Source organism: Microbacterium sp. SORGH_AS_0862, from assembly GCF_030818795.1.
In the GTDB taxonomy this organism is placed as follows: Bacteria; Actinomycetota; Actinomycetes; order Actinomycetales; family Microbacteriaceae; genus Microbacterium.
The window spans coordinates 3,042,207-3,065,035 of the sequence record NZ_JAUTAY010000001.1; the positions used below are offsets into that span (position 1 = coordinate 3,042,207).

The window sequence follows — 22,829 nt, forward strand, 5'->3', positions numbered from 1 at the left end:
CTCACCAGCTCGGTCCCGACCCGAAGATGGAACCGATCGCTCGGTGCTGCCGCTCCCGCGTGGGGCGGCGGGCGGCCGGTTTGGCAGAGCCGAACAGCTCACTCATACGACGGGCCTGCATAACGAGCATCTCCTCGTCCTTGCCGGTGAGGAGGATGTCGCGGTCCTCGGGGGTGATGCCGAAGTCGTTCGCGATGCGGATGCGTGCCGTCTCCAGCCGCTCAGCGTCCAGAAGGCTCTGCAGCTCTGCGATGCGCGCTTCAGCGTCGGATGCGGCCGTGCTCTCGAGAAGGTCGACGGTGTCCTCGGGCGTGTGGTCGGTTCGCGCTGCGACCGCCTTTGCCACGAGAGTCGGTGTCGGTCGATCCGCGTCTGAACTGTTGGTTTCGATGGTCACGGGCTGTCCTTGCGCGTCGGTGTTCATGGCTGAAGGGTGAGGTAGCGCATCGTTCGCTCGAGGCTGGCTTCGCTGAACTCGTTGAGCTGCTTGAGTTCTTGGACGACGACGCGAAGTTCGGGCTTCGCTGCGGTGAACGTGTCGATGACAGAGCCCCAGTGGTTGGTGAGTGCCTTGTCGAAGATGGCGTGTGCGAGAACCATGTCGCTTTGGCGAAGCGCACGTTCCAATACGCTCACGGCTTCGTCGGCCTTCAGGCGCGCGGCGCGATCTTGGGCGTCGCGGTACGAGATGATCTCCGATGCGGCGGGGCGCCCTGGCGCCTCGATCTGAGCTTTGCGTCGTGAGATCGCGGCGTCGACGAGTCGCTGTTCCTCCGCGCGGAGCTTGCTGAGCGCTGCCTTGGTCGCTTCGAACTCCTGGGTTTTGAGGTCGCGCTTGCCCGAGTCGCTTAGTGACGTGTCGGCGTCGATCTCGCGGAGGGCTCGGGCATAGCCTTCCTGGTGGTTCTTGGCCTGGTCGCGGAGATCCTCGATCTCGCTCTCGATTGTTTCGAGTCCCATGTGGGTCTCCCTTCTTCTAGTTGCGGGCGATGTATGTCATGGCTTCTTCGGCGGGAACGAGCCACGCTCCGCCGGCCTTGGTGGCAGGAAGTGTGTTGCTCTCGATGTCGAGTCGCACTGTGCGTTCCGCTCTCCCGGTGGCCTTGGCGAGTTGCTTGACCGTCCAGTGACTACGTTCCTCCGATGCCGCAGATTGCCGCGGCTCGTTGCCGGCTCCGGCAGTGCGCAGTTCGAGCAGTCCGACTTCGTAGATCTGCACGAGCAGGTGGTACAGACGCGAGTCGCCGGAGCGGTGTTTAAGGCGAAGCTCGTTCAGGCGTGCTGCTTGCCAGAGCATTCGTGCGTCGCCGGCCGTGAGCACGATCACGGGTTCTCTGGGGATATAGGTCATCGTTCGAGCCCCCTGCGTGGCTCCGTGATGTCCACGGGTCGATCTGTGCGGAGAGAGTCGTAGTAGTCCCTGCAGAGTTCAGCGAACCGCTGCGGGTTATCCCACGCGTCGACCATGTCTGCGACGTTGTGGGGCTTGGGAGCTGGGCGCTTCTCCATCAGAACGGCCTTCCGTCCTCGAAGATCTCGCCGCGAGCGCGGTACTCGCACCGTGTGCATGTTCCGTCGGGCAGCAGGCGATGTGTGCCGACCTCGCAGTGGCCGGCGGTCTTCGCAGCCGCGTCCAGCGCGTCCATGTTCGCCATGAGCGCGACGACCGCACGGCCGGCAGCGACAGTTCGTTGGGCGCGATGCATCGGTGTGAGCCGGGATGCGGGGAGATCGTCGGTCCATCGCTCTCCGTTCAGCCAGGAGCTGAGGTGTGGGACGAACTGTGCGTCTGTGGCCGTGCGTGCGTAGGCGATGCCGAAGCGCGTGACGTCGGCTTCAAGATCCGCCAGGGGTCGGCTCTTGGCCGCTCTGGTGAAAGCAGCGAACGCAGCCTTCCGCTGTACCTTCCTTGGCCAGTGCTTCCATGCTCGATCGAATGCATCCGCACAAGAGACTGAGTGATCTTCTGAGTGATCTATCTGAGTGATCTCTTCTGCACCGTCACTCTGACGGTTAGGTTGCGGCGCTGTGACGGTTAGGTCGGTGCTGTCGTCCTTGTAGGAGCTCTGCCTAGTAGGCGCTGTGCCTTCTAGGTGCTGTGACGTGTAGGCGCGGTTCACGACGATGAGATCCGATGTCCGGTAGCCGCCTTGGCCGGCACGACGACGTCGCTCGATGACCCCGAGCTCCTCGAGTCCGGACAACGCGCGCATGACCGTCGATACGGATGCGCCGATCATCGATGCGATGGTCTGCTGGCCTACAAAGGTCTCGTGGGTCTTGTCATCAGTGCGGTGACACACGGCCGCGAGGACTACCTTCTGCATCTGCGGAATGCCCTCGATCGAGTAGGCGAAGTCAGCGTCCTTGAAGCCCACGCCAATCACCTCCCGCGGGGGTGAGAACGATAGAATTGGTGTCAAGAACCCGCCTGCCAGCAGAGTTCGTGAGAGCCGCCCCCAGGGGGCGGTTTTCTGTTTCGGTCACTGAGTCGCACCTCCGGCGAGGAGCGCGATCAGTCGTTCATGCTGTTGGGCCGTCAGCGGTGGCGCGGCAGCGACCGTCTTTTGGATGTAGGACTCGAGCTTGGCAGCGGCGAGATCGCGCGCAGCCGTGGCGATTCGTTCCTCGTCGCCGATCTTGACGGCGTGGCCGAGGCGACCGCGGGCGGAAACAACGGGGCTAGACAAAGGAAGCCTCCCGGGCAGGGGAAGTATCCCTCTGCTGGGAGGCTCAATCTGCTGGGATGACCGGCCAGCTCCGGGTCTTGCGACAGTTACAGCTTAACGCGCAACTCGGACATCCGGAGGGTATGTATGTCAGCGCGTCGGGCTTCGTCGAGCAACGCCTCAAGTTTGCGCCAGCGTGCTGTGATCCTCTGCCGGCAGGACGGGTACGCGCAGGCGATCGCATACCTGAAGTCACTCACCGCCGGATTGGCGGGTGATTGGATCTCCGCTGCATCGGCGAACGCGATGTCCTGTCGGTGCATTGCGGATCGGCGTGCTCGCTTTGCCGTCGGCGACTCTAGGACAGAAGCGTCCGAGTGGGCGGCGGAAATTGCCCAGTGTGGGCTGTCCTCGCCGTCGACACCACCGACGAGAGTGGCCAGCGCGACGACGGGCGATCTCAGCGTGCCGTGCGTCGTGATGTGTTGACAGCGGATCTTGATCCGATAAGTATCCATTGGTTCTCTCCATCTCAACTATGTCCCGGCGGCTGGATTCGAACCAGCGGCCTTCAGGTTAGAAATCTGTCGCTCTATCCACCGAGCTACGCCGGGGTAGTGCCCCTTCATCTGAAGCGCGGGGTGTCAGCAATCCTTAGCCCCCTCGATCAAGATGGAGTCGGCATTGCCGACATCATCGACTCGCGCGCCGCAGGAATCGTGCTCCGCGCGATCGCCGAGTGAAGCCCGGTCTCGTTGATGACGGACATGTCCTGGACGCCGCCGGGGGTATGCAGAACGTGCATACCCTTGTCGTCGAGTTCCCACCGGGATCCGCACCGTCCGTAGATTCGGGGAAGAGGCAGGGGTACTCACTGAGCGAGTACCCCTGCCCGTCTGGTCATTCTTCAGCGTTTCGTGCGATTCCGAGGAGGCGGTCGACCTCTTCCCATTCGTCCTGGCCGATCGCGCGAGCAACGGCGAACACATCGCCAACGGCCCACCGGGTCTGACCGCTGAGGAGGTTTCCGACTCTCGAGACCTCGAGCCCGAACTCGGCGGCCGCTTCCTTGAAAGTCCATCCACGGTCAGTGATGAGTGTGCGAACCTCGAGGGACAGAGCGTCGTCGCTGAGACGTGAGCGGGTCGGCTTGTTCAAGATCCGCACCGCTGCTGCAGCCTCCTCGATGGCCTTGGCGACTTGGTCTTGCGTGTGTGCGGATGGGTTGGTCGGGTCGGTTTTCACGTTCAGGTGCCAGACGCGTTCGCCGACGGTGCGGTCGACGGTTGCTCTGACCCATCTGTTGCTGAAGTCGTACCGCTCGATGTTCGCGCCGGCTGAATCGATGCGCCCTGGAGGTCGCTCAAGGAGATCGATGACCCGTGTGTTCGTGGTGTACATCAGCCCTCCACTTCCGCGAGTTGCTCGGTGACGGAGTGGTGTCGGCGAAGCGCGGGGGTGTGGTCGCGTACGAACTTGTCGTAGCGTTCGCTGGCGAGCAGCCAGACCTTCGCGATGCTCTGGAAGGTGTTGGTGGCCTCCCCGGGTTCGATCCAGACTTCGTCGATGCCCGTGGTGGTGTGGATACCGGGTCGCCCATCCTCGAGGGTGAGGGTGAACTCCTGCTTCGCATCCTCCACGCGGATCGTGACGTGCTGCTCGTGCGATTCCTGGGGCGTGAACTCGTCCTCGTGGTCAGCGTCGCACCAGTCGTATACGGGGCAGTTGATGTGCGCCATCATGCAGCCCCGGCCATGCTGCGGTCGCGCGCGATGAGGTCGACGCGGCCGGCTCGGTAACATGCCTTCTCTACGGAGGCCGGCTTGAGCTTGAGCGCTGCCGCAGCGTCAGTGATTCGCTGGCCCATCTCGAGCATGAACTCGAGTTCTTCCACGACGTGCGTAGAAGGCTGCCGGCGCTTCGGGCGGGGGAGTGACGCGACGTACCGACGCGCCGTCTCTTCGTCGCCGAATGTGATCGTGGGGAGATAGCCCAGCGCCTTGAAACGCGGTTCGGTGTGCACCACCACCCGCTTCGTGCCGTTGCGCTGTTTCGAAGGCTTGATGCTGACCATCACCGAGCCTCCTCGGTGTGGGCTTCGAGTGCTTCAGCGGCGGCGATGAACTCGCGGGCGAACTCGCGCAGCTCAACCGCGGTGACGGCCGTCTCGTTCGCCATGAAGTAGAGATAGACGCTGCCGCCATCCGCATGACGCACGCTGCCGTCTCGCCACACATATGCAGCGCCGAGTTCCACGGAACCGAACTTGGCGTCGTACCCGAGGCCGACTTTGCCGTCTTGGGTCTCCTCCGCGATCGATGCCTCCGTTGCCCACCCGGGAGCCGCGTCGATTGCCTCTCGGTGTGTCTGAAACCACGCGAGATCGTAAGGATCCTCGACGTGAAGTCCGGCGCGGACAGTAGTGTTCATTTCGGTCATCAGGACTCCTAAGTTCTTGACCTCGCCCTCGTTCGAGTTGCAGCTCGAGCGGGGGCATCTTCATGACGGCGGCTGCCGCCAAGCTCTATGTGCCCGTCTTCCAGTCGATGACGATCTGGTCAGGGTCGAATCTCTTACCGGGGCCGCTCGGGAGAATCGTCACGGTCATCAGTAGCTCGACTGCCTCGCGCTTCGCCCCGAGGGGGATCTGCTTCCACCGTTCAGCTGCCTGTGGCCCGGCGAGTTCGGTGAGCACGGTTCTCGGCTTTGAGGCCTCGCGCCGGCGTTCGGCGTCGCGACGCTGATCCCTGAGCCGTGCGGTGATCCGCTTCAACTGGTTCGCGTCGATTTCATCCGCAGCGAACTGGTCAGCGACGACATCGAGTTTCGCTTCGATCCCAGCGATCTCCTGCCGGCATGCGTCCGCGACCTTCGAATCGCCAGCGCTGAACAGTTCGGCCGCGTCAGACGCGCTCAACCGTGCCACGATGACGCCCTCAACTACCTGGTCGACGAGCTCTTGCTGTCTCCGAACCCGGAAGCAGTTCGAGCACTGATACGCCGCCGGCTGGCGCTTGGTGGCGCCCGTGCTGGGGTTCTCTACGTATCGACCAACAGTGCGCCGCATTCTGCCTCCGCAGCGCCCACACAGGGCTAGCCCCGAGAGAAGGTACTTGGGCGTCGGGCCGTCGTGGTTGTCCCGACGAGAGGGATCCGTGAGCAGCGCGACCAACTGCGCGTGCGTGTCCTCGTCGATGATCGGCTCAGTGGTCGCCTTACCGATGACCTTCCCCCTGTGCACCCGTAGGCCGGCGTTCGAAGGACGCATGAGGATCTGACGCAGGATCGTCGTGTTCCACTGGTCAGACTTGGGTCCGGGTTCGCCACGCTTGTTGAGGTCCGTCACGACCGAGCGGAGCGACTCTCGCGCCAGGACTCGGCGGGCGCACTCGCGGACGATGTTGGCTTGGAAGTCGTTCGGCACGTCGCGCCCATCGACGCGTACATACCCATAGGGCGGATATCCGTGCGGTTCGCCCTTCTCCGCCTTTTCCTGAAACTTCCGCTTTAGTCGGCGAGCCTGGTTCTCCACTTCGAGGCGAGCGAACACGCCCATCTGCCGCGCCATCGCTCGGCCTTCTGGGGTCTCGAGATCGATAGTGCCGCTGACGTTCGCCAGAGTGAGTCCGTGACGGTCGGCGAGATCGATGATGTCCTCGAGCTCGCGCGGCGTGCGGGTGAGGCGATCGACGGCCCACACCACCACTGCCTCAAGGTGCCCCGATCGGATGTCGCGCACCATTCGCTCATAGGCGGGTCGCGACTTCGAACGAGTGGCGCTGACGTCGTTGTCGGAGTAGACCTGCACCACTTCCCATCCGCGGGTGGCGGCGACTCGTTCGCAGTCTTCTCGTTGTCGGGTGACACCCAGCTCGGTGCCCTCCGTGTCCTTTGAGATTCGGACGTAGATTCCTGCGCGCATGCAGTGAGGTTATAACCAACCTCTGACACCGCTCGTCTTCCTCATCCTGCCGCTCAGCGTGCTGATCGCTGTGTTCCCCGGCATCGTCCTGCTGCGGCTGGGGTTGTCATGATCCCGGCGCGGCCCCTCGTGCTCGTGAAGGAGGGCACCATGTTCGACCGTTCACCCATACGTCGCCTCCGCACCGCGTGGGGCAACCTCCTCGCCGACGAACGCGGCGACGTTCCCGGCTGGGTCCTGATCACACTGATGACCGCCGGGCTCGTCGTCGTGATCTGGGCGCTCGCCGGCCCCGCGCTCGCCGATCTGTTCACCCAGGCGATCGACCGCGTCAGCGGGTTCTGAGCGATGGCCGACCGGCATCCGCTGCTCGACGACGAAGGGTCCGCCCCGGTCGAGTTCGTGCTGGTCGGTGCCGTCCTGACCTTTCTGACCCTCGCCGTGCTGCAGCTCGGCTTCGCCGTTTACATCCGCAACGTCGTCCACGATGCAGCGGTCGAGGGGGCGTATCACGCCGCACTCGCCGACACGAGCCTCGCGGATGGGGTCGCGCGCACCGAACGCGTCGTCTCTCGGGTGGTAGGGGATGCGTATCCTGTCGAGGTCCAGGCTGCGGAGACTCAGCGCTTCGGCTATCCGGCCACCGAGGTCACAGTGCGGGCGACGCTGCCGGTCGCCGGCCTGTGGGGTGTGCCCGAGGCGTTGGAGGTGACCGCTCATGCGCCGAACGAGAGCTTCGACTGAGCCTGTGTCGGTGGTCGCCGACGACGAGGGCAATGCATCGCTCGAGTTCATCGTGGCGGGCCTCATCCTCCTCGCGCCGCTCGTCTACCTGATCGTCGCGCTCGGTGCGATCCAGTCGCAGGCGCTCGGAGTGGAGGCGGCGGCCCGCCATGTCGCGCGCGCTGTCTCGACCGCGGCGAACACGGAGGATGCGGCCGCCCGCGCCGACCTGGTGCTGGCGGCCGTCGCGGAGGAGTACGGCATCGATCCGGATGCGGTCGTGTTGCGCTGGGAGTGCGCGCCCGCCGGCGTGGAGTGCCCGTCCGCGGGCGCGACGCTGCTTCTGAGCGTCAGCACGGACGTACCCCTTCCCCTCGTGCCGCCGGTGCTTGGCCTCGACCAGGTTGCATCCGTTCCGGTCGAGGCGAGCGCCGCGCAGAAGGTGTCCCGACTCTGGGGGGCGACGCCATGAAGCGCACCGCGCTCGACGACCAGGGCAGCATCCTGCCCCTCGTGATCGGTTATGCCGTGCTCGCGCTCGCCGCGATCTTCGTGTGCGTGTCAGCGACGAGCCTGTATCTCGCGCAGAAGCGCCTGGACGGCGTCGCGGATGCGGCTGCTCTCGCCGGTGCGGACGGTTTCACGCTGTCGGTGGTCGACGGCTCACCGCGTGCCGAGCTGAGTGCGGACGGCGTGCGGGAGCAGGCGGAGGCCCTGGTGACGTTCTCGGGCGATGCGACGCTCGTGTCGGCGACGACGCCCGACGGCGTCTCGGCGCAGGTCACGGTGGCGGGTGTCTGGCATCCGCCCCTCGTGTCGATGTTCGTCCCCGAGGGTGTCGCACTTGAAGCGACCGCCACCAGCAGGACGGCGTTGCGGTAGTGCGGGATCAGACCGCGTCAGGGGAGGTGAGTGCGGCGACCATGCCGGGCTCGAGCCATGCCGGGCGGTGCTCGTCCGGGATCATCGGCGCCACGAACCGGACACGATCCGGAGCCCAGCCCGGTGTGACAACGCTGCCGATCAGCGCGTAGCCCTGCGGATCGATGAGTCGGAGCGCCTTCGTGGTGCCGGCGGGGCACACCACCATCGGCTGCTCACCCGCATCCACATCCGTGCCGAGCACGTGCCGTTCGATGGTTCCCGCGTCCGTGGCCAGGAGGTAGTCGACCGGTCCGCCCTCGATGAGCACGTGGATATCGTCGGATGCGAGCCGGTGCCAGTAGTTGACGGGGCGCTCGGCGTCGAGCAGATAGAAGATCGAGTTGTGTGCCGCGAGTGTGTCCTGGCCCACGGTGACCGGGAGTTCGGAGCGGGAGCGCGGCGCCCACCATCCGGACTCGACGGGGAGTGGCTCGAGCTGCAGCGCGCCTCGCCAGTACTCGGCGCGGGAGGAGGCGTCGGACGTCATCCCTCGAGGATGGCAGATGCCCGAGCGGCACGGATCGCCGCCGCCAGTGACACGACGATGGTCGCGATGAACACGACCACCACGATGACGGCGAACACGACGGCTGCCACGCCGCTGAGCAGGAGCGCGCCCGCGCTCGCCGCGGCGCTCGCGGCGAAGCCGGCCCACGCCCACTGCGCCGCCGCGCGGTGCGCAGCGGTCCAGGCGGCGGGCGAACGCAGCGTGGACCGGGTGCGGATGCCGGCGAGTCTGTTCTTGCCCAGCACGCCACTCGCGGCGAGCTGGGTGAGCACGGCCGAGACGAGGAGCAGAGCGGGGAACACGATCACGCCTGTCATGCCCTCAGCCTAGCCAATTGTTCTACTAACATTGCAAACATGTTGTTCCGCGTCGATCATGCCTCCTCGCTGTCGCTCTCCGACCAGATCGCCTTGCAGGTGCGGGCAGGCATCGTGTCGGGTGCGCTGGCGCCGGGGGAGCGCCTTCCGGCTGCGCGCGACCTGGCGACCGCGCTGCGCGTGAACATGCACACGGTCCTCCGTGCCTACGCGCGGCTGCGCGACGAAGGCATCATCGAGATGCGTCAGGGCCGCGGCGCGTGGGTGCGTCCGGAGGCGAACCCGACGCTCGTGCGGATCACCGCGCTTGCCGGGCAGCTGGCCGCCGAGGCGCGCAAGATCGGACTGAGCCCGCAGGAGATCCTGCGGCTCGTGGAGTCATCGTGAGCGCGCGGCTTCGCTGGACGCTCGCACTGACCACGCTCGCGCTGCCCGCGCTGGCGATCGCCGGCACGGCGCTCCTGTGGCGCGATGCGCTTCCGGACCGCATCGCCACGCACTGGTCCGATCTCGGGGCGGCCGACGGCGCTGCCCCCACCATCGCCGTGTTCGTCATCGTCTTCGGAGTCGCTGCGGCGGCGGCGATCACGGGAACGGTGCTCGTCACCGCTTCCCGGCTGACCGCACGCACCACGCAGGTGAGCATGTTCTGGCTCGCCGTGCCCGCCGCTCTCGCGGCGGCGTGCTGGCTCGTGCCCGCGTGGCTGACACTGCGCGCGGGATCGGCTGAGGACGCCGTGCTCGGCGTCTGGATCATCCCGCTGCTGCTCTGCATCCTGTACGGGTTCGTTCCCTACGCCTTGGCGCCGCGGACGGGAGCGACCGAGGAGCTGGGCGCGCAGACGATGCCTCTCGCGCCGAGCGAGGTCGGCGCATGGAGCCACACCTTCACGGCGAACATCTTCGTCTACGCCACGATCGTCGTCGCGGCGATCGCCGTCGTCGTCATCGTCCCGCTCGCGGCCTCGGGATCGCTCGGCTCTGCATGGCTCGCACCGGTCATCCTGCTCGTCGCCACTGTGGTGCTCGCCTCCTTCATCCGCATCCGCGTGAGCGCGGACTGGCGCGGCCTGCGCGTCGTGTCGCTTCTGCTGCGCATTCCGCTGAAGCGCATCCCGCTGGACCGCATCCGTCGCGCCGAAGCCGCACAGCTGAACCCCGGCGAGTGGGGAGGATGGGGCTACCGCATCATGCCGGGGCGCTCTGCGCTCGTGCTGCGCAGCGGTCCGGGGCTCATCATCACGAGCGTGGACGGCACGCAGTTCGCGATCAGTCTCGCGGATGCCGCCAACCCCGCCCGCCTGCTCAACACCCTGCGCGGGCAGGAGAGCGCAGCAGCTTCGCCAGTCTGAGGCCATTTGTTTGCGGGTGTCGCTCAGGAGTTCAGTGACACGAACGTCGACCAGGCGAAGAGAGCCGACGACGCGTAGTAGCTGGCCACCATGCTCCACGAGAGCAGCCCCTGCCTCAGCGGATACACGATACGAAGGCCGTCCCACGTGCCCGTGAGGAACTGCAGCACTGCGGGGATCCATCCGACATACCACCAGAATCCGAAGACGGCCGTTGCGCCGTCCAGAGTCATTGAGGCGATCGCTGCGCCTGACGCCAGCACCGTGCTGACGAAGGTGAGGCCGAGCCCCGAGGCCGCGTTGCTCTCCAGGTCGTCGGGGAGGTGACGAGGAGCGATCACCCGGGCGGTCAAGCGTCGATCTTCGATCTGGATGATCAACAGGTAGCCGACCCAGCCCGCAACCAGACTCAGGCCGATGAGGAGAAACGGGAGCACGGAGCGACGATACTGATTCCAACGCCGCGATGCCGCGCGCACACCTTCATCCCGAAGCGCTCGCAGAGTGCGACCAGGGCTGCACGTTCCACGCTGCCCTCCTCGAACCGTCCCCACGCGTTGCGCGGCGCCGCCGGTCAGCTGTTGTTCGCGCGGTCACTGTAAGCGGCAAGGATGACGCGCGCGTGAGGAGTTGGCCGGCCCAGAACGGCGTGACCCTCGCGGGAAGAAAGCCCCGGAGGGCCCCGTCCCGGTCACCGTCGGCGGAGGAGAAGTACCGCGTCGTCGATGGTGGTGGCGGTGCCGTCGGGTGCCGTGACGGGGCGTGGGCGGATCTCGGCGACGACGGTCTCCCACATGGCCGCATCCAGCGCGAGTGCGGCGAGCTCTTCGTGCAGGGCGGGGAACACCGTGTGCTGCGCATCGGCGTGCGACCACGGCGGGACGGACGCGTGCGACACCACGAGCAGGTGTCCGCCCGACGCGACGCGGGATGCGGCGGCGCGCAGGATCTCGAGGCGGTCCAGCGTCACGGGGGAGTGCAGGAAGGATGCGGTCACGAGATCGAAGGAGCCCTCCGGCATCCCGTCCGGAAGCTCCGCCCGCACGAAGCGCGCGCGCTCGTCGAGGTCGGCGCTCGCCGCCGCCGCGGTGGCCCGCGCGATGGCCGTGGCGCTGATGTCCACTCCCGTGACCTTCCAGCCCTGCTCCGCGAGCCACAGGGCGTCGCCTCCCTCGCCGCAGCCGAGATCGAGCGCCGTGCCCGGCGGCAGGGATGCCGCCACATCGGCGACCGTGCGATTGACGCGGCCCGACCACATCCGCTCGTCTCCCGCGTACCGACCTTCCCAGTACGCGGCAGGTGCCGCCGCCCGGTCGAGATCCTCCTCGACGAGCGCAGCATTGACAGCCGCCCCGACGAAGGATGCGGTCCCCATCGACAGCGGCACGTTGGCGCTCGGGTCGATGACGTTGCCGGCGGCCCAGACGCGCGGGTGGCTCGTGCGCCCGACACGGTCGACCTGGATCGTGGCACCGAGCGGACCCTCCGAACGCACGAGGTCGAGACCGTCGAGGAAGCCGTCCTGCGGAACCGGGCGACCCGCGGTGAAGATCGCCGACACGGCGACCTCGCGCCCGTCCGCCGTGCGCACGGCGTCGATCCGGTCACCCTCACCGCGCACCTCGACCACCGGAGAGCTCACCAGCCGCACTCCGCGGGCGAGCAGCCGGTGACGGAGCCCGGGATCGAGCTCGCCGAGCCCCGCGGTGAAGACCACGACGTCGTCGCCCCACTGCGTGAGCAGCTGCGCCTGGTGTGCACCGAGCGGCGACGTCGTCAGCACGCCGATGGTCTCACCGCGCACCTCCCAGCCGTGGCAGTAGGGGCAGTGGAGCACCGTCCGCCCCCACCTCTCGGCGAGACCGGGGATGTCGGGGAGCTCGTCGCTCAGTCCTGTCGCGACGATGAGCGCGCGAGTGCGGTGCGTGGTGCCGTCGGCGAGCGTCACGGTGACGCCGTCCTCGTCGTCCGCCTCGACACGCGAGACAGATCCGTCGACGAAGCGGCCGCCGTATGCCTCGACCTCGGCACGGCCGCGGGAGCGCAGCTCACCCGGCGCCAGCCCCTCGTGCCCGAGTACACCGTGCATGTGGTCGGCGAAGCGGTTACGGCCGGAGCCGGCGTCGACGACCGTGACGGCGCGACGGGCGCGCACGAGCATGAGGGCTGCGGACAGGCCGGCGGGACCGGCGCCGATGACGAGGACGTCCGTGGAGTTCTGCATGAGCCCATCACACGGGTACTCTGCGAATATGGCAAGCGAGTTTGCAGAAACGGCAAGCAACTCGATCCGTACAGAACTCGACGACCTCGGGATGCGGCTGCGGACCGTCCGTCGCGCCAAGGGCTGGACGCTCGACGACCTCGCCGCGCGCGCGGGACTCTCCTCGAGCACGCTCTCACGGCTCGAGTCGGGCAAGCGCCAGGCGAGCCTCGAACTGCTGCTGCCGCTGGTGCGCGAGCTCGGCATCCGCATCGACGATCTGTTGCAGCCGCGGGATCAGGATCCCCGGGTGCGGCGCACCCTCATCCATCGCGAGGGGCACCTCGTCCTTCCGCTCGCGCCGGAGGGCTCGCCGACGAACGCATACAAGATCACGTACCTCCCCGGCCCCGAGCCCGAGCAGCGGGTGCACGACGGGTTCGCCTGGTTCTACGTGCTCTCCGGGCGGCTGCGACTTCGTCTGGGGGAGCAGGACCTCGTGCTCGTGCGCGGGGAGGCGGCCGAGTTCGATACGCGCACACCGCACGCGATGTCCGCCGCGGGCGGTAAGCCCGTGCAGGTCATCAGCATCTTCCACGGTGACGGCGACCGCATCCACACGCACTCCGAGTCCGTGTGACCCGCGCGCGCGTTCAGTGCTCGCTGAGTGCGGACTCCTGGGGCACGGTGGCTTCGGCGAGCCGGGGGGACCCGCCGATGAACCAGTACACGAGGCCCACGAGCACGGCGCCGCCGAACAGGTTGCCGAGTCCGACCCACAGCAGGTTCGTGCCGAAGTGCCCCCACGTGGCACCCGGCATGCCGGTGGCGAGGCCGATCGTGTAGGTCGTCATGTTCGCGACGACGTGCTCGAAGCCCGAGGTGATGAAAGCGAGGATCGCGCAGAAGATGACCGCGATCTTCACGCCGTCCGAGCTGAGCCGGGCGCACATCCAGATGGCCAGGCAGACGAGCAGGTTGCACAGCGCGCCGCGGACGAACAGTTCCACGGGTCCCTCGTGCGCCTTCGCCGCGAGCATGTCCGCGAGCATCGTTCCGGCCGCGGCGTTGCTGTGCAGCACACCCGACGTCGCCACGAGCACGCCGAAGACGATCGAGCCCACGAGGTTGGCTCCGAAGGTGGCGAACAGTGCGCCGACCGCCGGGCCCGGACGTATGGCGCGCAGGTACGTGCCCTGTGCGAGGGTCATCATCGATGACGTCACGAGTTCCCCGCCCGCGAACACGACGAGCGTGAGCGCCACGCCGAACACGAGCCCGCTGACGAACTTGCCCCATCCACTACCGGCGGCCGTGAGCGGCCCCGCAGCGCTGACCATGAGCACCACCCCGACGCCGATGTAGGCGCCGGCCATCATCCCCGACGCGAGGAAGCGTCCGGGGTGGCGCAGGCCGTGCACCTTGTGCTCCGCCGCCGGTGCCTGCACGTCGACGAGCGCGCGTTCGATAGTCAGCATGTCCGATCGGGCGCGAATGGTGGGCGCGTCCGCCTCCTGCGTCGATCGTCCTCCGGATGCGGGTGCGAGCCGCGCCCGGTCAGCCGTGCATAAACCGGATCAGAATCCGAGTGCTGCGAGGAACGCGTTGCGGAAGGTCCCGGCCGGATCCAACCGCTCCCGCAGCGCGACCGCGTCGTCGAAGCGCGGGTAGCGCGCGCGGATGTCGGCCGCCGCCATCGTGAACACCTTGCCCCAGTGGGGGCGGGCTGCATACGGGGCCAGAGCGTCTTCGATGCGGGGGAGCAGGGCGCGCACAGCGTCTTCGTCACGCCGCCAGGTGAAGTGCAACCCGATCGAGTAGCGACCGTACGCGCCGCTGAGCCACAGGTCGTCGGCGGCGATGGTGCGCACTTCGTTCACGAGGAGGAGCGGGACGAGCTGCGGCGACAGCTCGCGTAGCGCCCTGATGGCAGCGGGGGCGTCACGGCGGTCGACGAAGTACTCGCTCTGCAGCTCGTCACCCTGCGACGGTGTGAACCCGAGACGGAAGTGCGGCAGGCGCTCGAGCCACGGGCCCGCGACCCCGCCCTGAACGGTGCAGTTCTCGGCGGAGACTCCCGGCAGCGGATGGCGGGCTGTGGATGCGGGCGCAGCCCCCAGCACGGACGCGGGTGCGGGAGCCTCTCCCACGCGAGCCTTGAGCCAGAGCTGATCGGCGACGTCGGGATCCGTCCAGGTGCTGAACAGGCTCACGCTGTGGCCGAGCGAGGTCACCGCCGCCAGATCGGCCAGCGCCGCATCCCACGGCACGCGCTCGTAGACGGTCTGGGCGATGTCGTAGGTCGGCTGGACGTCGAGCTCCACGTCCAGCACGACGCCGAGCGCCCCGAGCGAGACCACGACGCCCGGGAACTCCGCGTCGCCGCGACGGAACCATCGGATGGTGCCGTCGGCGAGCAGGATTTCGACGCCCGCGACGGAGCCCGCGAGCGACCGATTGTGGTCGCCGGACCCGTGCGTTCCGGTCGCGATGGCGCCGGCGACCGAGAAGTGCGGCAGGGACGCCAGATTCCCGAGAGCCCAGCCCTCGGCCTGCAGACGCTCGGCCACGTCGCCGTAGCGCAGACCGCCGGACACGCGCGCGATGCGGGTCGACGGATCGATCTCGACCCGTGCCGGCAGCGCCGCCGTCGACAGCAGGATGCCGGGGGTGTCGGCGATCGCCGAGAACGAGTGCCGGGTGCCGAGGGCACGCACGGCGTCCGCATCCCGCACCGCGCGGGCCGCCTCCTCCCGGGTGGTCGGCGAGACGAGCTCACCCGCATATGTGAGGTTGCCGGCCCAGTTGTGCAGCGTCATCAGCGCTCCTCGCGTCGTCGCGGTACGAAACGGGGCACCCATCGGATGAAGGCCGCCGCTCCCAGCAATCCCACCACGCCCATCGCACCGGTCGCCACCGAGAGCGACGTGATGGCCGTGAGGGCGGTGAGCAGAAGCGGAGCGACGGCACCGCCCGCATCCGTGAGGGTGCGCCACGAGCCGAGGAATGCGGCGGGCTCGCTCTTCGGCGCCACGTCCGCGCCCAGCGTGAGCAGGATGCCGCTGGAGAGGCCGTTTCCGACGCCGAGCACGGCGGCGAACATCGCGAACCACATGTTCGCGGAGGTCAGGTCGTGCGTGAGGGACAGCGCGAGGAAACCGGTGCCCATGAGGATCATGGCGGGAAGGGCCGCCCAGAGCCGGCCGAAGCGATCCATGACCTGACCGCTCGCGTAGAAGAGCGCGAAGTCGATCGCCCCGGAGACGCCGACGACGAGCGCGATGGTGGGAGCGTCGAGACCCAGGGAGAGCCCCCACAGCGGCAGCACGACCTGACGCGCGGACCGGACGGCCGAGAGGGATGCTGCGGCGACACCGAGGCGGGACAGCACGCGCCGGTGCTGCCACATCGTGCGGAACACGCCCGCGCGCTCGTCGACAGGGATCGAGCCGGTGACGGGCTCGCCGCTGTCGTCTTCGGACGCGGGCGCCCGGTCGGGAGTCTCGGCGGTCTTTTCCGGGTCGGGTCCCAGCAGCACCAGGAGAACGGTGGCGACGAGGCAGACGATGAAGAACCAGACCGCCGACAGTTCGTCACCGACGGCGAACAGGAGGCCCGCCGCGATGAAAGGGCCGACGAACGTGCCGAAGCGGAACGAGCCGCCGAGCAGCGAGAGGGCGCGCGCCCGGAACGCGATCGGGACGCGTGTCGTCATGAACGAATGGCGGGCGAGGCCGAACGCGGCCGCGCAGAAGCCGATCACGAACACGGCGACGGCGAGGATGGCCGTGTTCGGTGAGAGCAGCATCGTCACGGAGCCGGCGATCGCGAGGACGCCCCCGATCGCCATCGTGAGGCGCTCGCCGAGCCGCGCCACGGACCAGCCCGCCGGGATGTTGCCGCAGAGCTGTCCCACGACGAGGAAGGAGGCGATGAACGCAGCCTCCGCGACATCCGCTCCGCGCTCTGCGGCGAGGATCGGGACGAGGGGGATCACGGCCCCTTCGCCGAGGGCGAAGAGGATCGTGGGGCCGTAGATCATCGGCGCGAACCGCCAGAGCAGAGAGCTGACGCGGTCGGACACGTGCATCCACGATACTCTGGAGTGCCATGCTCGAATTCGATCCGTCTGCCGACATCCAGGCCCTCCGCTCCACCTTCAGCGACATCAAAGCCGTCGTCGACGTCGACGCCCTCCGGGCAGAGATCGATCGGCTCTCCGAGGAGGCCGGCGCTCCCGACCTCTGGGACGACGTCGAGAAGGCGCAGAAGGTCACCAGCGCCCTCAGCCACCGCCAGGCTCAGCTCAAGCGCGTCACCGAGGTCGAGCAGCGTCTCGACGACCTCGATGTGCTCGTCGAGCTCGCCAACGAGATGGACGACGAGGACTCCGCGGAGGAGGCGCGTCGCGAGATCGCCGAGCTCGAGGACGTCGTCGGTCAGCTCGAGGTGCAGACCCTCCTCGACGGCGAGTACGACTCCCGTTCGGCGGTCGTCACCATCCGCTCCGGCGCGGGCGGCGACGACGCCACCGACTTCGCCGAGATGCTCATGCGCATGTACCTGCGCTGGGCCGAGCGTCACAAGTACCCCGTCAAGGTCATGGACACGTCCTACGCCGAGGGGGCGGGCATCAAGTCCGCGACCTTCGAGGTCGACGCCCCCTACGCCTACGGAACCCTCTCCGTCGAGGCCGGCACACATCGCCTCGCCCGCATCAGCCCGTTCGGCTCCGCCGACAAGCGGCAGACGAGCTTCGCCGCCGTCGAGGTCATCCCCGTCATGGAAGAGGCGCAGGAGGTCGAGGTCCCCGAGAACGACATCCGCGTCGACGTCTTCCGCTCGTCGGGGCCGGGTGGCCAGTCGGTCAACACGACCGACTCGGCGGTGCGCATCACGCACATCCCCACCGGCATCGTCGTCTCGATGCAGAACGAGAAGTCCCAGATCCAGAACCGCGCCGCGGCCATGCGCGTGCTGCAGACGCGCCTCATGCTGCTGCAGCGCGAGGAAGAGGCCGCGAAGAAGAAAGAGCTCGCCGGCACCATCACCGCGAGCTGGGGAGACCAGATGCGCTCCTACTTCCTCTACGGTCAGCAGCTGGTGAAGGACCTGCGCACCGGACACGAGGTGGGCAACCCCGCCACGGTGTTCGACGGCGACCTCGACGGCTTCATCGCAGCCGGCATCCGCTGGCGCAAGCGCAAAGACGAGGACTGATCCGGCGCGCCGGGTGTCGTGGCGGGCATCCGTAGGAAGCGCGCTTAGGCTGTCACAGCCATGATCCGGTTCGAGAACGTCACCAAGCGGTATCGCGGCACCTCCCGACCTGCGCTGCAGAGCGTGGACTTCGAGGTGCAACGCGGAGAGTTCGTCTTTCTTGTGGGGGCGTCCGGCTCCGGCAAGTCATCTTGTCTGCGCCTCATCCTGCGCGAGGACTCGCCCAGCGAGGGCCGTGTGGTCGTGCTCGGTCGAGACCTGCGCTCGGTGCCCAACCGCAAGGTTCCCTACTTCCGCCGTCAGATCGGCGCCGTGTTCCAGGACTTCCGGCTTCTGCCGACCAAGACGGTCTTCCAGAACGTCGCGTTCACGCTGCAGGTGATCGGATCGTCCCGCGGGTTCATCCAGCAGGCGGTGCCCGAGGCGCTCGCGCTCGTCGGTCTCGACGGCAAGGAGAAGCGCCTGCCGCACGAGCTGTCCGGCGGTGAGCAGCAGCGCGTCGCGATCGCCCGCGCACTTGTCAATCGTCCGCAGATCCTCCTCGCCGACGAGCCCACCGGAAACCTCGACCCCGCGACGTCGGTCGACATCATGCAGCTGCTCGCGCGCATCAACGCCGGAGGCACCACGGTCGTCATGGCGACGCACGAGGCGGGCTTCGTCGATCAGATGCAGCGCCGCGTCATCGAGCTGCGCAGCGGTGAGATGGTGCGCGACGAGCGCCACGGCGGGTACGGCGACACCTCCGCCATCCCGCGCCTCGCGCCCGAGGTGGAGAAGGGGGCGGCAGCTGTCGCCGCTCTCACCGCGGTGCTCGACGTGCACCGCGAGATCTCCGAGACCGGTCAGATCGCACCATTGACGCTGGATGCGGCCGTCGCCGCCACCGAGCAGGCGGCCCGCGCCGAACCGGCTCATGCGGCGGCGGTGGCCGAGACGGAAGCGGCAGAAGCGCTGGCGGCTCGTCTGGCCGAGGAGGAGCGCGCGAAGCGCCCCGAAGCCGACCTGCCCGCAGAACTGGGGCTCGCCGACCGCCTGGGCCTCGGTGCGTCCGACGACGAGGTGGGACCCACGCGATGAGATTCGGACTGATCATGGGGGAGGCCCTCAGCGGCCTCCGCCGGAACGCATCGATGGTGATCTCCGTCGTGCTCGTGACCTTCGTGTCGCTGACCTTCGTGGGTGCGGCCGTGCTCATGCAGATGCAGATCGGCAAGATGAAGGACTTCTGGGTGGATCGTGCCCAGGTCGCCGTCTACATGTGCACCAGCGTCTCCACCGCGAGCACCTGCTCGGACGGCGTCGCCACGCAGGCGGAGATCGACCAGGTCACCGCGGAGCTCAACGGTCCGGCCCTGTCGCCGCTCATCAAGGAATTCACGTTCGAGACGAACGAGCAGGTGTACGAAAAGGCGATCCAGCAGCTGGGCGCCGAATACGAGAACATCGTCACGCCCGACCAGTTCAACGCGACGTTCTCGATCAACCTCGTCGACCAATCGCAGTCGGATGTGATCGCCGAGGCGTTCGGCGGCAGCAAGGGCGTCGAAGAGGTCAAAGACCAGATGCAGTACCTGGAGCCGCTGTTCTCGGCCCTGACGATCGCGACGTACATCGCCGTCGGGATCGCGGGTCTCATGCTGGTGGCCGCCGTGCTGCTGATCGCGACCACCATCCGGCTGTCGGCGTTCGCGAGACGCAAAGAGCTGGGGATCATGCGTCTGGTGGGCGCCTCGAACAGGTTCATCCAGACACCGTTCATCCTCGAGGGCGTCTTCGCCGCGCTGATCGGTTCGGCGCTCGCGAGCGTCGGAGTCTGGGCGACGGTGGAGTTCGGTATCAACGGGTACCTGCGTCAACGCATCGGATTCGTCACCACCTGGGTGGGGTACTCCGATCTCGCCCTGGTGATCCCGGTCATCGTGGTGATCGGCGTGCTGCTGGCGGCGCTGTCCGCTGGGTTCGCCATACGCCGGTGGTTGCGCGCCTGATACGAGGGGCGCTGGGCTTGCTAGACTGACGGGCTGCCGCGCGCCGTGCGGCCGCACGAAGGAGAGAGCATGCCCAGGGAACGCGGAGAGAAGGTCGTCGCGACCAACCGCCGCGCGCGCCACGACTACACCGTCGAGAAGACGTACGAGGCCGGCCTCGTGCTCACCGGCACCGAGGTGAAGTCGTTGCGTCAGGGGCGCGCCAACCTGACCGACGGCTACGCCTACATCCAGGGCGGCGAGGCCTTTCTCGACGCCGTCCACATCCCCGAGTACTCGCAGGGGCACTGGACCAATCACGCCGCCAAGCGCACGCGCAAGCTCCTGCTGCACAAGGAGGAGATCGTGAAGCTGTCGCACGCCGTCTCCGCCGGCGGCTACACGCTCGTACCGCTGCGCCTGTACTTCTCCGACGGACGCGCGAAGATCGAACTCGGCGTCGCGAAGGGCAAGCGGGAGTACGACAAGCGTCAGACCCTGCGAGAACGACAGGACACTCGCGAGGCCGAGCGCGCGATGCGCCTGCGCAACCGCGTCGGGGAGTGATCGAACGATGGGTCCGCGCCGCACGCACGTAGGCGGCGTCGCCCGATGACCCGTCCGAACCTCCTCGTCACGAACCTGTTGACCAACGCGATCAAGTTCTCGCCCGAGCAGGGGGCGATCCGTGTGACGGCGGGGCCCATCGGCCACGCCGCGCTCCTCGAGATCGAAGACCACGGGCCCGGCATCAGCGAACAGGACAGGGCCCGCGTCTTCGAACGGTTCTATCGCAGCCCGCAGCCCGCAAGCCGTAAGCGACGGCGTTCCGGGCTCGGGGATCGGTCTGTCGGTGGCTCAGGCGCTGGCGGGCGCGATGGGCGGCGCGATCGTGCTGTCGGAGGGGGAGGGAGGCGGAACCCTTGCCGCCCTCCGACTCCCGCTCTCGGAAGAGCCTCTCAGCGAGCGCTGAACCGGGCCTCGACTCCGACTGAGACGACGACCTCGTCCGGGCGCACCACGACGGCGCCGTCCGCAGCCGCAGACTTCATCATCATCGGTCCCGCCGTCGCCGAGTCGGATGACAGGAGCCCCGCGTCCGCGACCTCGATCGCGCTCACGTGGTGCAGGCCGAGGGATGCGGCGTACGAGCGCGCACGGGCGACCGCATCCTCCACCGCGGCACGCGCGACCCGATCACGCGCTTCACGATCGGTGCCCTCGCGCAGTCGCCAATCGATGCCGTCCAACTGGACGGCGGGATCTGCGGTGGCGGTGTCGATCCACGCGGACAAGGCGTCCGCGTCGTCGAACACGGCGCGGAACTCCAGTGAGGCGTGGTGTACGGGGTCGAGGCGGCTGCCGTCGGCTCCCCACGGGCGATCCGTGAAGACGTGAGCGCGGGAGCTGGTCCAGGACACGAGGCCGCCCGAGCCCTCTTGTGCGTCGAGCTGGTCGCGCAGCCGCTGACCGGATGCGGCAAGCCGGGCCATCGCCTCGCCGCGGTCGGGATGCTCGACACGCACGCCGACCCGGGCGACGCCCTCTTCGGCGGGGATGCGGTCCTCATGGGATCCGCGGACCGTGATCGTGACGTCCTCGCTCATGCCGGACAGCCTACGAAGGTTCAGTCGGGAAAGATCTGGCCGACGGGGAGTCGCTTCTCGGCTTGGAAGGTGTCTTCGCTGCGCCCGTACGCCCAATAGGCGGACAGGGAGAGGTCGCGGCGGTCGACGCCGCGTTCCGCGAAGACCGCCCGCAGCCTCTTCATCGCCTCCCGCTCTCCATGGGCGAAGACCTGGACGCGACCCGAAGGCCAGGTCGTATTCAGGACGGCGTCGACCAGAAGCGAACCGGGGGAGTCGTGATCCTCGTCGACCCAAATGACGTCCACGGTGTCGGGCAATGGGATGCGGTGGGCCGCTGACCGCGTCTCGACGATGGCCGTGGCATGTGCGCCTTCAGGCAGGACTTCCACCGCGGCGGCGATCGCCGGGAGGGCCGACTCGTCGCCGACGAGGAACACGTGGTCGGCCGCGGGGTCGGGGCGGAATCCGCCGCCGGGTCCCGCGAAGGTGAGGAGGTCGCCGGGTCGGGCCGCGGCCGCCCATCGCCCCGCGACGCCTGTGTCGCCGTGGGTGACCACATCGATGTCGAGTGTGCGCGCCACGTGGTCCACGCTGCGCACCGTGTAGGTGCGGACGCTCGGCAACTGTTCGAAGGGGATGCGCTCACGCAGCTCCGCCATGTCGAACGGCGGCACGAGGTCGCTGCCTGTCGGTGGGATGTGGAGCTTCACATACTTGTCGGTCTCGTCGCGGTCGATGAATGCGTCGAATCCACCTCCGCCGAGGGTCACACGCACCATCCCCGGAGTCAGCAGCACGGTGCGGATGACCTCGAGCGTCACCTGCGGACGGGGAGGGCGGCGGGGAGCGGTCATCCTTCGATGCTATCCACGGCGGTGCAGCCGAGGGCCCGAGGGAATGGCGACAGGACCGCATCCGTTGTAGTCTGTGATGCTCCCGGGTTCCACCCGTGAGGTGACAACTCCACAGAGCGACAATGGTTCCTTCACCGAAGGGTTCACGGGGATGATCGGTTTCGACATCGCCTGCGAATCGCCGAGAAGCGGGCCGAGGATGCAGGGTTATCTCGTAAACGCTCCCTGTAAACCAATAAGTGCCGAATCCAAGCGCACTGACTTCGCCCTCGCTGCCTAAGCGAGCCCGATAGTCCGTCAGACCGTGTGTGATCCCGCCACGGACCCTGGCGTCATCTAGGGATCTTGCTACGTACCGGCGTCTGGACGGTGCGTGGGACTCTTCCCAGGCTGGGTTCGTCGACTTATGTGTCTGTGCTAAAAGTCGGAGCCGAGCAGAACGTCTCCACAGACTGCGCCCGGAGAAGCCGCCGTATCACAGCGATGGACGGGGGTTCGATTCCCCCCATCTCCACCAACCGTTGTTGCTCACGCGAGTTCGAGAGGCCGTCCTTCGGGGCGGCCTCTCTTCGTTCTCC

General features: G+C 67.6%; 30 protein-coding genes, 1 tRNA gene, 1 other RNA gene and 1 pseudogene. 13 read left to right on the forward strand and 20 right to left on the reverse strand.

Translation table 11 applies throughout. The features are described from left to right. Position 1: 1 nt before the first annotated feature. The 11 genes from QE377_RS14900 to QE377_RS14950 form a co-directional block, all read right to left on the reverse strand. Positions 2-397 (reverse strand): hypothetical protein, encoded by a 396-nt coding sequence (locus QE377_RS14900; protein ID WP_307324720.1) that lies wholly within the window; start codon positions 395-397, stop codon positions 2-4. Positions 398-420: 23 nt separating this feature from the next. Further along, the gene (locus QE377_RS14905; protein WP_307324721.1) at positions 421-960 is read right to left on the reverse strand and encodes a hypothetical protein; all 540 of its coding nucleotides are present in this window, start codon (positions 958-960) and stop codon (positions 421-423) included. A gap of 16 nt (positions 961-976) precedes the next feature. Further along, positions 977-1,351, reverse strand: a complete 375-nt coding sequence (locus QE377_RS14910) for a helix-turn-helix domain-containing protein (protein ID WP_307324724.1) — start codon at positions 1,349-1,351, stop codon at positions 977-979. A gap of 157 nt (positions 1,352-1,508) precedes the next feature. Continuing rightward, complete coding sequence (locus QE377_RS14915; RefSeq protein WP_307324726.1) at positions 1,509-2,378, reverse strand: helix-turn-helix domain-containing protein; 870 nt, start codon at positions 2,376-2,378, stop codon at positions 1,509-1,511. Positions 2,379-2,483: 105 nt separating this feature from the next. Continuing rightward, positions 2,484-2,690: a hypothetical protein gene (locus QE377_RS14920; RefSeq protein ID WP_307324728.1), complete on the reverse strand. Its 207-nt coding sequence runs from the start codon at positions 2,688-2,690 to the stop codon at positions 2,484-2,486. A gap of 520 nt (positions 2,691-3,210) precedes the next feature. Then, positions 3,211-3,283: transfer RNA gene (locus QE377_RS14925), tRNA-Arg, on the reverse strand. Positions 3,284-3,569: 286 nt separating this feature from the next. After that, the gene (locus QE377_RS14930; RefSeq protein WP_307324730.1) at positions 3,570-4,070 is read right to left on the reverse strand and encodes a hypothetical protein; all 501 of its coding nucleotides are present in this window, start codon (positions 4,068-4,070) and stop codon (positions 3,570-3,572) included. Further along, positions 4,070-4,411, reverse strand: coding sequence for a hypothetical protein (locus QE377_RS14935; RefSeq protein ID WP_307324732.1), 342 nt, complete (start codon positions 4,409-4,411; stop codon positions 4,070-4,072). The genes QE377_RS14930 and QE377_RS14935 overlap by 1 nt, the downstream gene beginning before the upstream one ends. After that, entirely contained in the window at positions 4,408-4,746 is a 339-nt protein-coding gene (locus QE377_RS14940; protein ID WP_307324734.1) for a hypothetical protein, read from the reverse strand. Before QE377_RS14940 ends, QE377_RS14935 begins: the two co-directional genes overlap by 4 nt. Then, positions 4,743-5,108 (reverse strand): hypothetical protein, encoded by a 366-nt coding sequence (locus QE377_RS14945; RefSeq protein WP_307324736.1) that lies wholly within the window; start codon positions 5,106-5,108, stop codon positions 4,743-4,745. The genes QE377_RS14940 and QE377_RS14945 overlap by 4 nt, the downstream gene beginning before the upstream one ends. 85 nt (positions 5,109-5,193) lie before the next feature. Continuing rightward, positions 5,194-6,591, reverse strand: a complete 1,398-nt coding sequence (locus QE377_RS14950) for a recombinase family protein (RefSeq protein WP_307324738.1) — start codon at positions 6,589-6,591, stop codon at positions 5,194-5,196. 150 nt (positions 6,592-6,741) lie between these two features. Between QE377_RS14950 and QE377_RS14955 the strand changes: the two genes are divergently transcribed. Genes QE377_RS14955 through QE377_RS14970 form a run of 4 tightly spaced genes read left to right on the forward strand, consistent with a single transcriptional unit; the run spans position 6,742 to position 8,196 of the window. Continuing rightward, on the forward strand, positions 6,742-6,936 hold the full coding sequence (locus QE377_RS14955; RefSeq protein ID WP_137417346.1) for a hypothetical protein: 195 nt from the start codon (positions 6,742-6,744) through the stop codon (positions 6,934-6,936). A 3-nt stretch (positions 6,937-6,939) separates the two neighbouring features. Further along, positions 6,940-7,335, forward strand: coding sequence for a TadE family protein (locus tag QE377_RS14960; RefSeq protein WP_307324740.1), 396 nt, complete (start codon positions 6,940-6,942; stop codon positions 7,333-7,335). A 4-nt stretch (positions 7,336-7,339) separates the two neighbouring features. Next, positions 7,340-7,786: a TadE family protein gene (locus QE377_RS14965; RefSeq protein ID WP_307324743.1), complete on the forward strand. Its 447-nt coding sequence runs from the start codon at positions 7,340-7,342 to the stop codon at positions 7,784-7,786. Beyond that, a complete protein-coding gene (locus tag QE377_RS14970) occupies positions 7,783-8,196 on the forward strand; it encodes a pilus assembly protein TadG-related protein (RefSeq protein WP_307324746.1) in 414 nt (137 codons plus the stop codon). Before QE377_RS14965 ends, QE377_RS14970 begins: the two co-directional genes overlap by 4 nt. Positions 8,197-8,203: 7 nt before the next feature. Here the strand turns inward: QE377_RS14970 and QE377_RS14975 are convergent, their stop codons facing one another. Continuing rightward, positions 8,204-8,725, reverse strand: coding sequence for a cupin domain-containing protein (locus tag QE377_RS14975; protein WP_307324749.1), 522 nt, complete (start codon positions 8,723-8,725; stop codon positions 8,204-8,206). Continuing rightward, positions 8,722-9,063, reverse strand: coding sequence for an SdpI family protein (locus QE377_RS14980; RefSeq protein WP_307324752.1), 342 nt, complete (start codon positions 9,061-9,063; stop codon positions 8,722-8,724). Before QE377_RS14980 ends, QE377_RS14975 begins: the two co-directional genes overlap by 4 nt. Before the next feature lie 39 nt (positions 9,064-9,102). Here QE377_RS14980 and QE377_RS14985 point away from each other — a divergent pair, with 39 nt between their 5' ends. Continuing rightward, on the forward strand, positions 9,103-9,450 hold the full coding sequence (locus QE377_RS14985) for a GntR family transcriptional regulator (RefSeq protein WP_307324755.1): 348 nt from the start codon (positions 9,103-9,105) through the stop codon (positions 9,448-9,450). Further along, positions 9,447-10,415, forward strand: coding sequence for a hypothetical protein (locus tag QE377_RS14990; RefSeq protein ID WP_307324758.1), 969 nt, complete (start codon positions 9,447-9,449; stop codon positions 10,413-10,415). Before QE377_RS14985 ends, QE377_RS14990 begins: the two co-directional genes overlap by 4 nt. Before the next feature lie 23 nt (positions 10,416-10,438). Here the strand turns inward: QE377_RS14990 and QE377_RS14995 are convergent, their stop codons facing one another. Next, complete coding sequence (locus tag QE377_RS14995) at positions 10,439-10,852, reverse strand: hypothetical protein (protein WP_307324761.1); 414 nt, start codon at positions 10,850-10,852, stop codon at positions 10,439-10,441. A gap of 254 nt (positions 10,853-11,106) precedes the next feature. Next, positions 11,107-12,639 carry an SAM-dependent methyltransferase gene (locus QE377_RS15000; RefSeq protein ID WP_307324763.1) on the reverse strand — a complete coding sequence of 511 codons (1,533 nt, stop codon included), beginning with the start codon at positions 12,637-12,639 and terminating at the stop codon, positions 11,107-11,109. A gap of 28 nt (positions 12,640-12,667) precedes the next feature. Here QE377_RS15000 and QE377_RS15005 point away from each other — a divergent pair, with 28 nt between their 5' ends. After that, positions 12,668-13,258 (forward strand): helix-turn-helix domain-containing protein, encoded by a 591-nt coding sequence (locus QE377_RS15005; RefSeq protein WP_307324766.1) that lies wholly within the window; start codon positions 12,668-12,670, stop codon positions 13,256-13,258. Between the two features lie 13 nt (positions 13,259-13,271). Here QE377_RS15005 and QE377_RS15010 read toward each other — a convergent pair whose 3' ends face one another. The 3 genes from QE377_RS15010 to QE377_RS15020 all read right to left on the reverse strand — a co-directional run bounded on the left by QE377_RS15010 (position 13,272) and on the right by QE377_RS15020 (position 16,708). Then, positions 13,272-14,096 carry a formate/nitrite transporter family protein gene (locus tag QE377_RS15010; RefSeq protein ID WP_307324769.1) on the reverse strand — a complete coding sequence of 275 codons (825 nt, stop codon included), beginning with the start codon at positions 14,094-14,096 and terminating at the stop codon, positions 13,272-13,274. A 99-nt stretch (positions 14,097-14,195) separates the two neighbouring features. Continuing rightward, entirely contained in the window at positions 14,196-15,437 is a 1,242-nt protein-coding gene (locus tag QE377_RS15015) for an FAD-binding protein (protein ID WP_307324772.1), read from the reverse strand. After that, positions 15,437-16,708 (reverse strand): MFS transporter, encoded by a 1,272-nt coding sequence (locus tag QE377_RS15020; RefSeq protein WP_307324774.1) that lies wholly within the window; start codon positions 16,706-16,708, stop codon positions 15,437-15,439. Before QE377_RS15020 ends, QE377_RS15015 begins: the two co-directional genes overlap by 1 nt. A 20-nt stretch (positions 16,709-16,728) precedes the next feature. Between QE377_RS15020 and prfB the strand changes: the two genes are divergently transcribed. The 5 genes and pseudogenes from prfB to QE377_RS17395 form a co-directional block, all read left to right on the forward strand. Continuing rightward, positions 16,729-17,838 (forward strand): peptide chain release factor 2, encoded by a 1,110-nt coding sequence (gene prfB, locus QE377_RS15025; protein ID WP_307324775.1) that lies wholly within the window; start codon positions 16,729-16,731, stop codon positions 17,836-17,838. Between the two features lie 60 nt (positions 17,839-17,898). Then, the gene (gene ftsE / locus QE377_RS15030) at positions 17,899-18,918 is read left to right on the forward strand and encodes a cell division ATP-binding protein FtsE (RefSeq protein WP_307324778.1); all 1,020 of its coding nucleotides are present in this window, start codon (positions 17,899-17,901) and stop codon (positions 18,916-18,918) included. Further along, entirely contained in the window at positions 18,915-19,829 is a 915-nt protein-coding gene (gene ftsX, locus QE377_RS15035) for a permease-like cell division protein FtsX (protein ID WP_307324781.1), read from the forward strand. The genes ftsE and ftsX overlap by 4 nt, the downstream gene beginning before the upstream one ends. Before the next feature lie 69 nt (positions 19,830-19,898). Then, positions 19,899-20,375, forward strand: coding sequence for an SsrA-binding protein SmpB (smpB, locus tag QE377_RS15040; protein WP_307324783.1), 477 nt, complete (start codon positions 19,899-19,901; stop codon positions 20,373-20,375). 45 nt (positions 20,376-20,420) lie between these two features. Beyond that, a pseudogene (locus QE377_RS17395) lies at positions 20,421-20,636 on the forward strand (sensor histidine kinase); the annotation flags it as partial. 131 nt (positions 20,637-20,767) lie between these two features. Here QE377_RS17395 and QE377_RS15045 read toward each other — a convergent pair. Continuing rightward, the gene (locus QE377_RS15045; protein WP_307324786.1) at positions 20,768-21,415 is read right to left on the reverse strand and encodes an SIMPL domain-containing protein; all 648 of its coding nucleotides are present in this window, start codon (positions 21,413-21,415) and stop codon (positions 20,768-20,770) included. Between the two features lie 20 nt (positions 21,416-21,435). After that, complete coding sequence (locus tag QE377_RS15050; RefSeq protein ID WP_307324789.1) at positions 21,436-22,251, reverse strand: siderophore-interacting protein; 816 nt, start codon at positions 22,249-22,251, stop codon at positions 21,436-21,438. 147 nt (positions 22,252-22,398) lie between these two features. Between QE377_RS15050 and ssrA the strand changes: the two genes are divergently transcribed. After that, positions 22,399-22,768: a transfer-messenger RNA gene (gene ssrA / locus QE377_RS15055) on the forward strand. The last annotated feature ends 61 nt before the right edge of the window (positions 22,769-22,829 follow it).

Excerpts from the sequence above, each read along its gene's own strand:
- QE377_RS14905 (WP_307324721.1), bottom strand. The coding sequence starts at position 960 with ATGGGACTCGAAACAATCGAGAGCGAGATCGAGGATCTCCGCGACCAG.
- QE377_RS14910 (WP_307324724.1), bottom strand. The coding sequence starts at position 1,351 with ATGACCTATATCCCCAGAGAACCCGTGATCGTGCTCACGGCCGGCGAC.
- QE377_RS14930 (WP_307324730.1), bottom strand. The coding sequence starts at position 4,070 with ATGTACACCACGAACACACGGGTCATCGATCTCCTTGAGCGACCTCCA.
- QE377_RS14935 (WP_307324732.1), bottom strand. The coding sequence starts at position 4,411 with ATGATGGCGCACATCAACTGCCCCGTATACGACTGGTGCGACGCTGAC.
- QE377_RS14945 (WP_307324736.1), bottom strand. The coding sequence starts at position 5,108 with ATGACCGAAATGAACACTACTGTCCGCGCCGGACTTCACGTCGAGGAT.
- QE377_RS14950 (WP_307324738.1), bottom strand. The coding sequence starts at position 6,591 with ATGCGCGCAGGAATCTACGTCCGAATCTCAAAGGACACGGAGGGCACC.
- QE377_RS14955 (WP_137417346.1), top strand. The coding sequence starts at position 6,742 with ATGTTCGACCGTTCACCCATACGTCGCCTCCGCACCGCGTGGGGCAAC.
- QE377_RS14960 (WP_307324740.1), top strand. The coding sequence starts at position 6,940 with ATGGCCGACCGGCATCCGCTGCTCGACGACGAAGGGTCCGCCCCGGTC.
- QE377_RS14970 (WP_307324746.1), top strand. The coding sequence starts at position 7,783 with ATGAAGCGCACCGCGCTCGACGACCAGGGCAGCATCCTGCCCCTCGTG.
- QE377_RS14975 (WP_307324749.1), bottom strand. The coding sequence starts at position 8,725 with ATGACGTCCGACGCCTCCTCCCGCGCCGAGTACTGGCGAGGCGCGCTG.
- QE377_RS14980 (WP_307324752.1), bottom strand. The coding sequence starts at position 9,063 with ATGACAGGCGTGATCGTGTTCCCCGCTCTGCTCCTCGTCTCGGCCGTG.
- QE377_RS14985 (WP_307324755.1), top strand. The coding sequence starts at position 9,103 with ATGTTGTTCCGCGTCGATCATGCCTCCTCGCTGTCGCTCTCCGACCAG.
- QE377_RS15000 (WP_307324763.1), bottom strand. The coding sequence starts at position 12,639 with ATGCAGAACTCCACGGACGTCCTCGTCATCGGCGCCGGTCCCGCCGGC.
- QE377_RS15005 (WP_307324766.1), top strand. The coding sequence starts at position 12,668 with ATGGCAAGCGAGTTTGCAGAAACGGCAAGCAACTCGATCCGTACAGAA.
- QE377_RS15010 (WP_307324769.1), bottom strand. The coding sequence starts at position 14,096 with ATGCTGACTATCGAACGCGCGCTCGTCGACGTGCAGGCACCGGCGGCG.
- QE377_RS15015 (WP_307324772.1), bottom strand. The coding sequence starts at position 15,437 with ATGACGCTGCACAACTGGGCCGGCAACCTCACATATGCGGGTGAGCTC.
- QE377_RS15020 (WP_307324774.1), bottom strand. The coding sequence starts at position 16,708 with ATGCACGTGTCCGACCGCGTCAGCTCTCTGCTCTGGCGGTTCGCGCCG.
- prfB (WP_307324775.1), top strand. The coding sequence starts at position 16,729 with ATGCTCGAATTCGATCCGTCTGCCGACATCCAGGCCCTCCGCTCCACC.
- ftsE (WP_307324778.1), top strand. The coding sequence starts at position 17,899 with ATGATCCGGTTCGAGAACGTCACCAAGCGGTATCGCGGCACCTCCCGA.
- ftsX (WP_307324781.1), top strand. The coding sequence starts at position 18,915 with ATGAGATTCGGACTGATCATGGGGGAGGCCCTCAGCGGCCTCCGCCGG.
- smpB (WP_307324783.1), top strand. The coding sequence starts at position 19,899 with ATGCCCAGGGAACGCGGAGAGAAGGTCGTCGCGACCAACCGCCGCGCG.
- QE377_RS15045 (WP_307324786.1), bottom strand. The coding sequence starts at position 21,415 with ATGAGCGAGGACGTCACGATCACGGTCCGCGGATCCCATGAGGACCGC.
- QE377_RS15050 (WP_307324789.1), bottom strand. The coding sequence starts at position 22,251 with ATGACCGCTCCCCGCCGCCCTCCCCGTCCGCAGGTGACGCTCGAGGTC.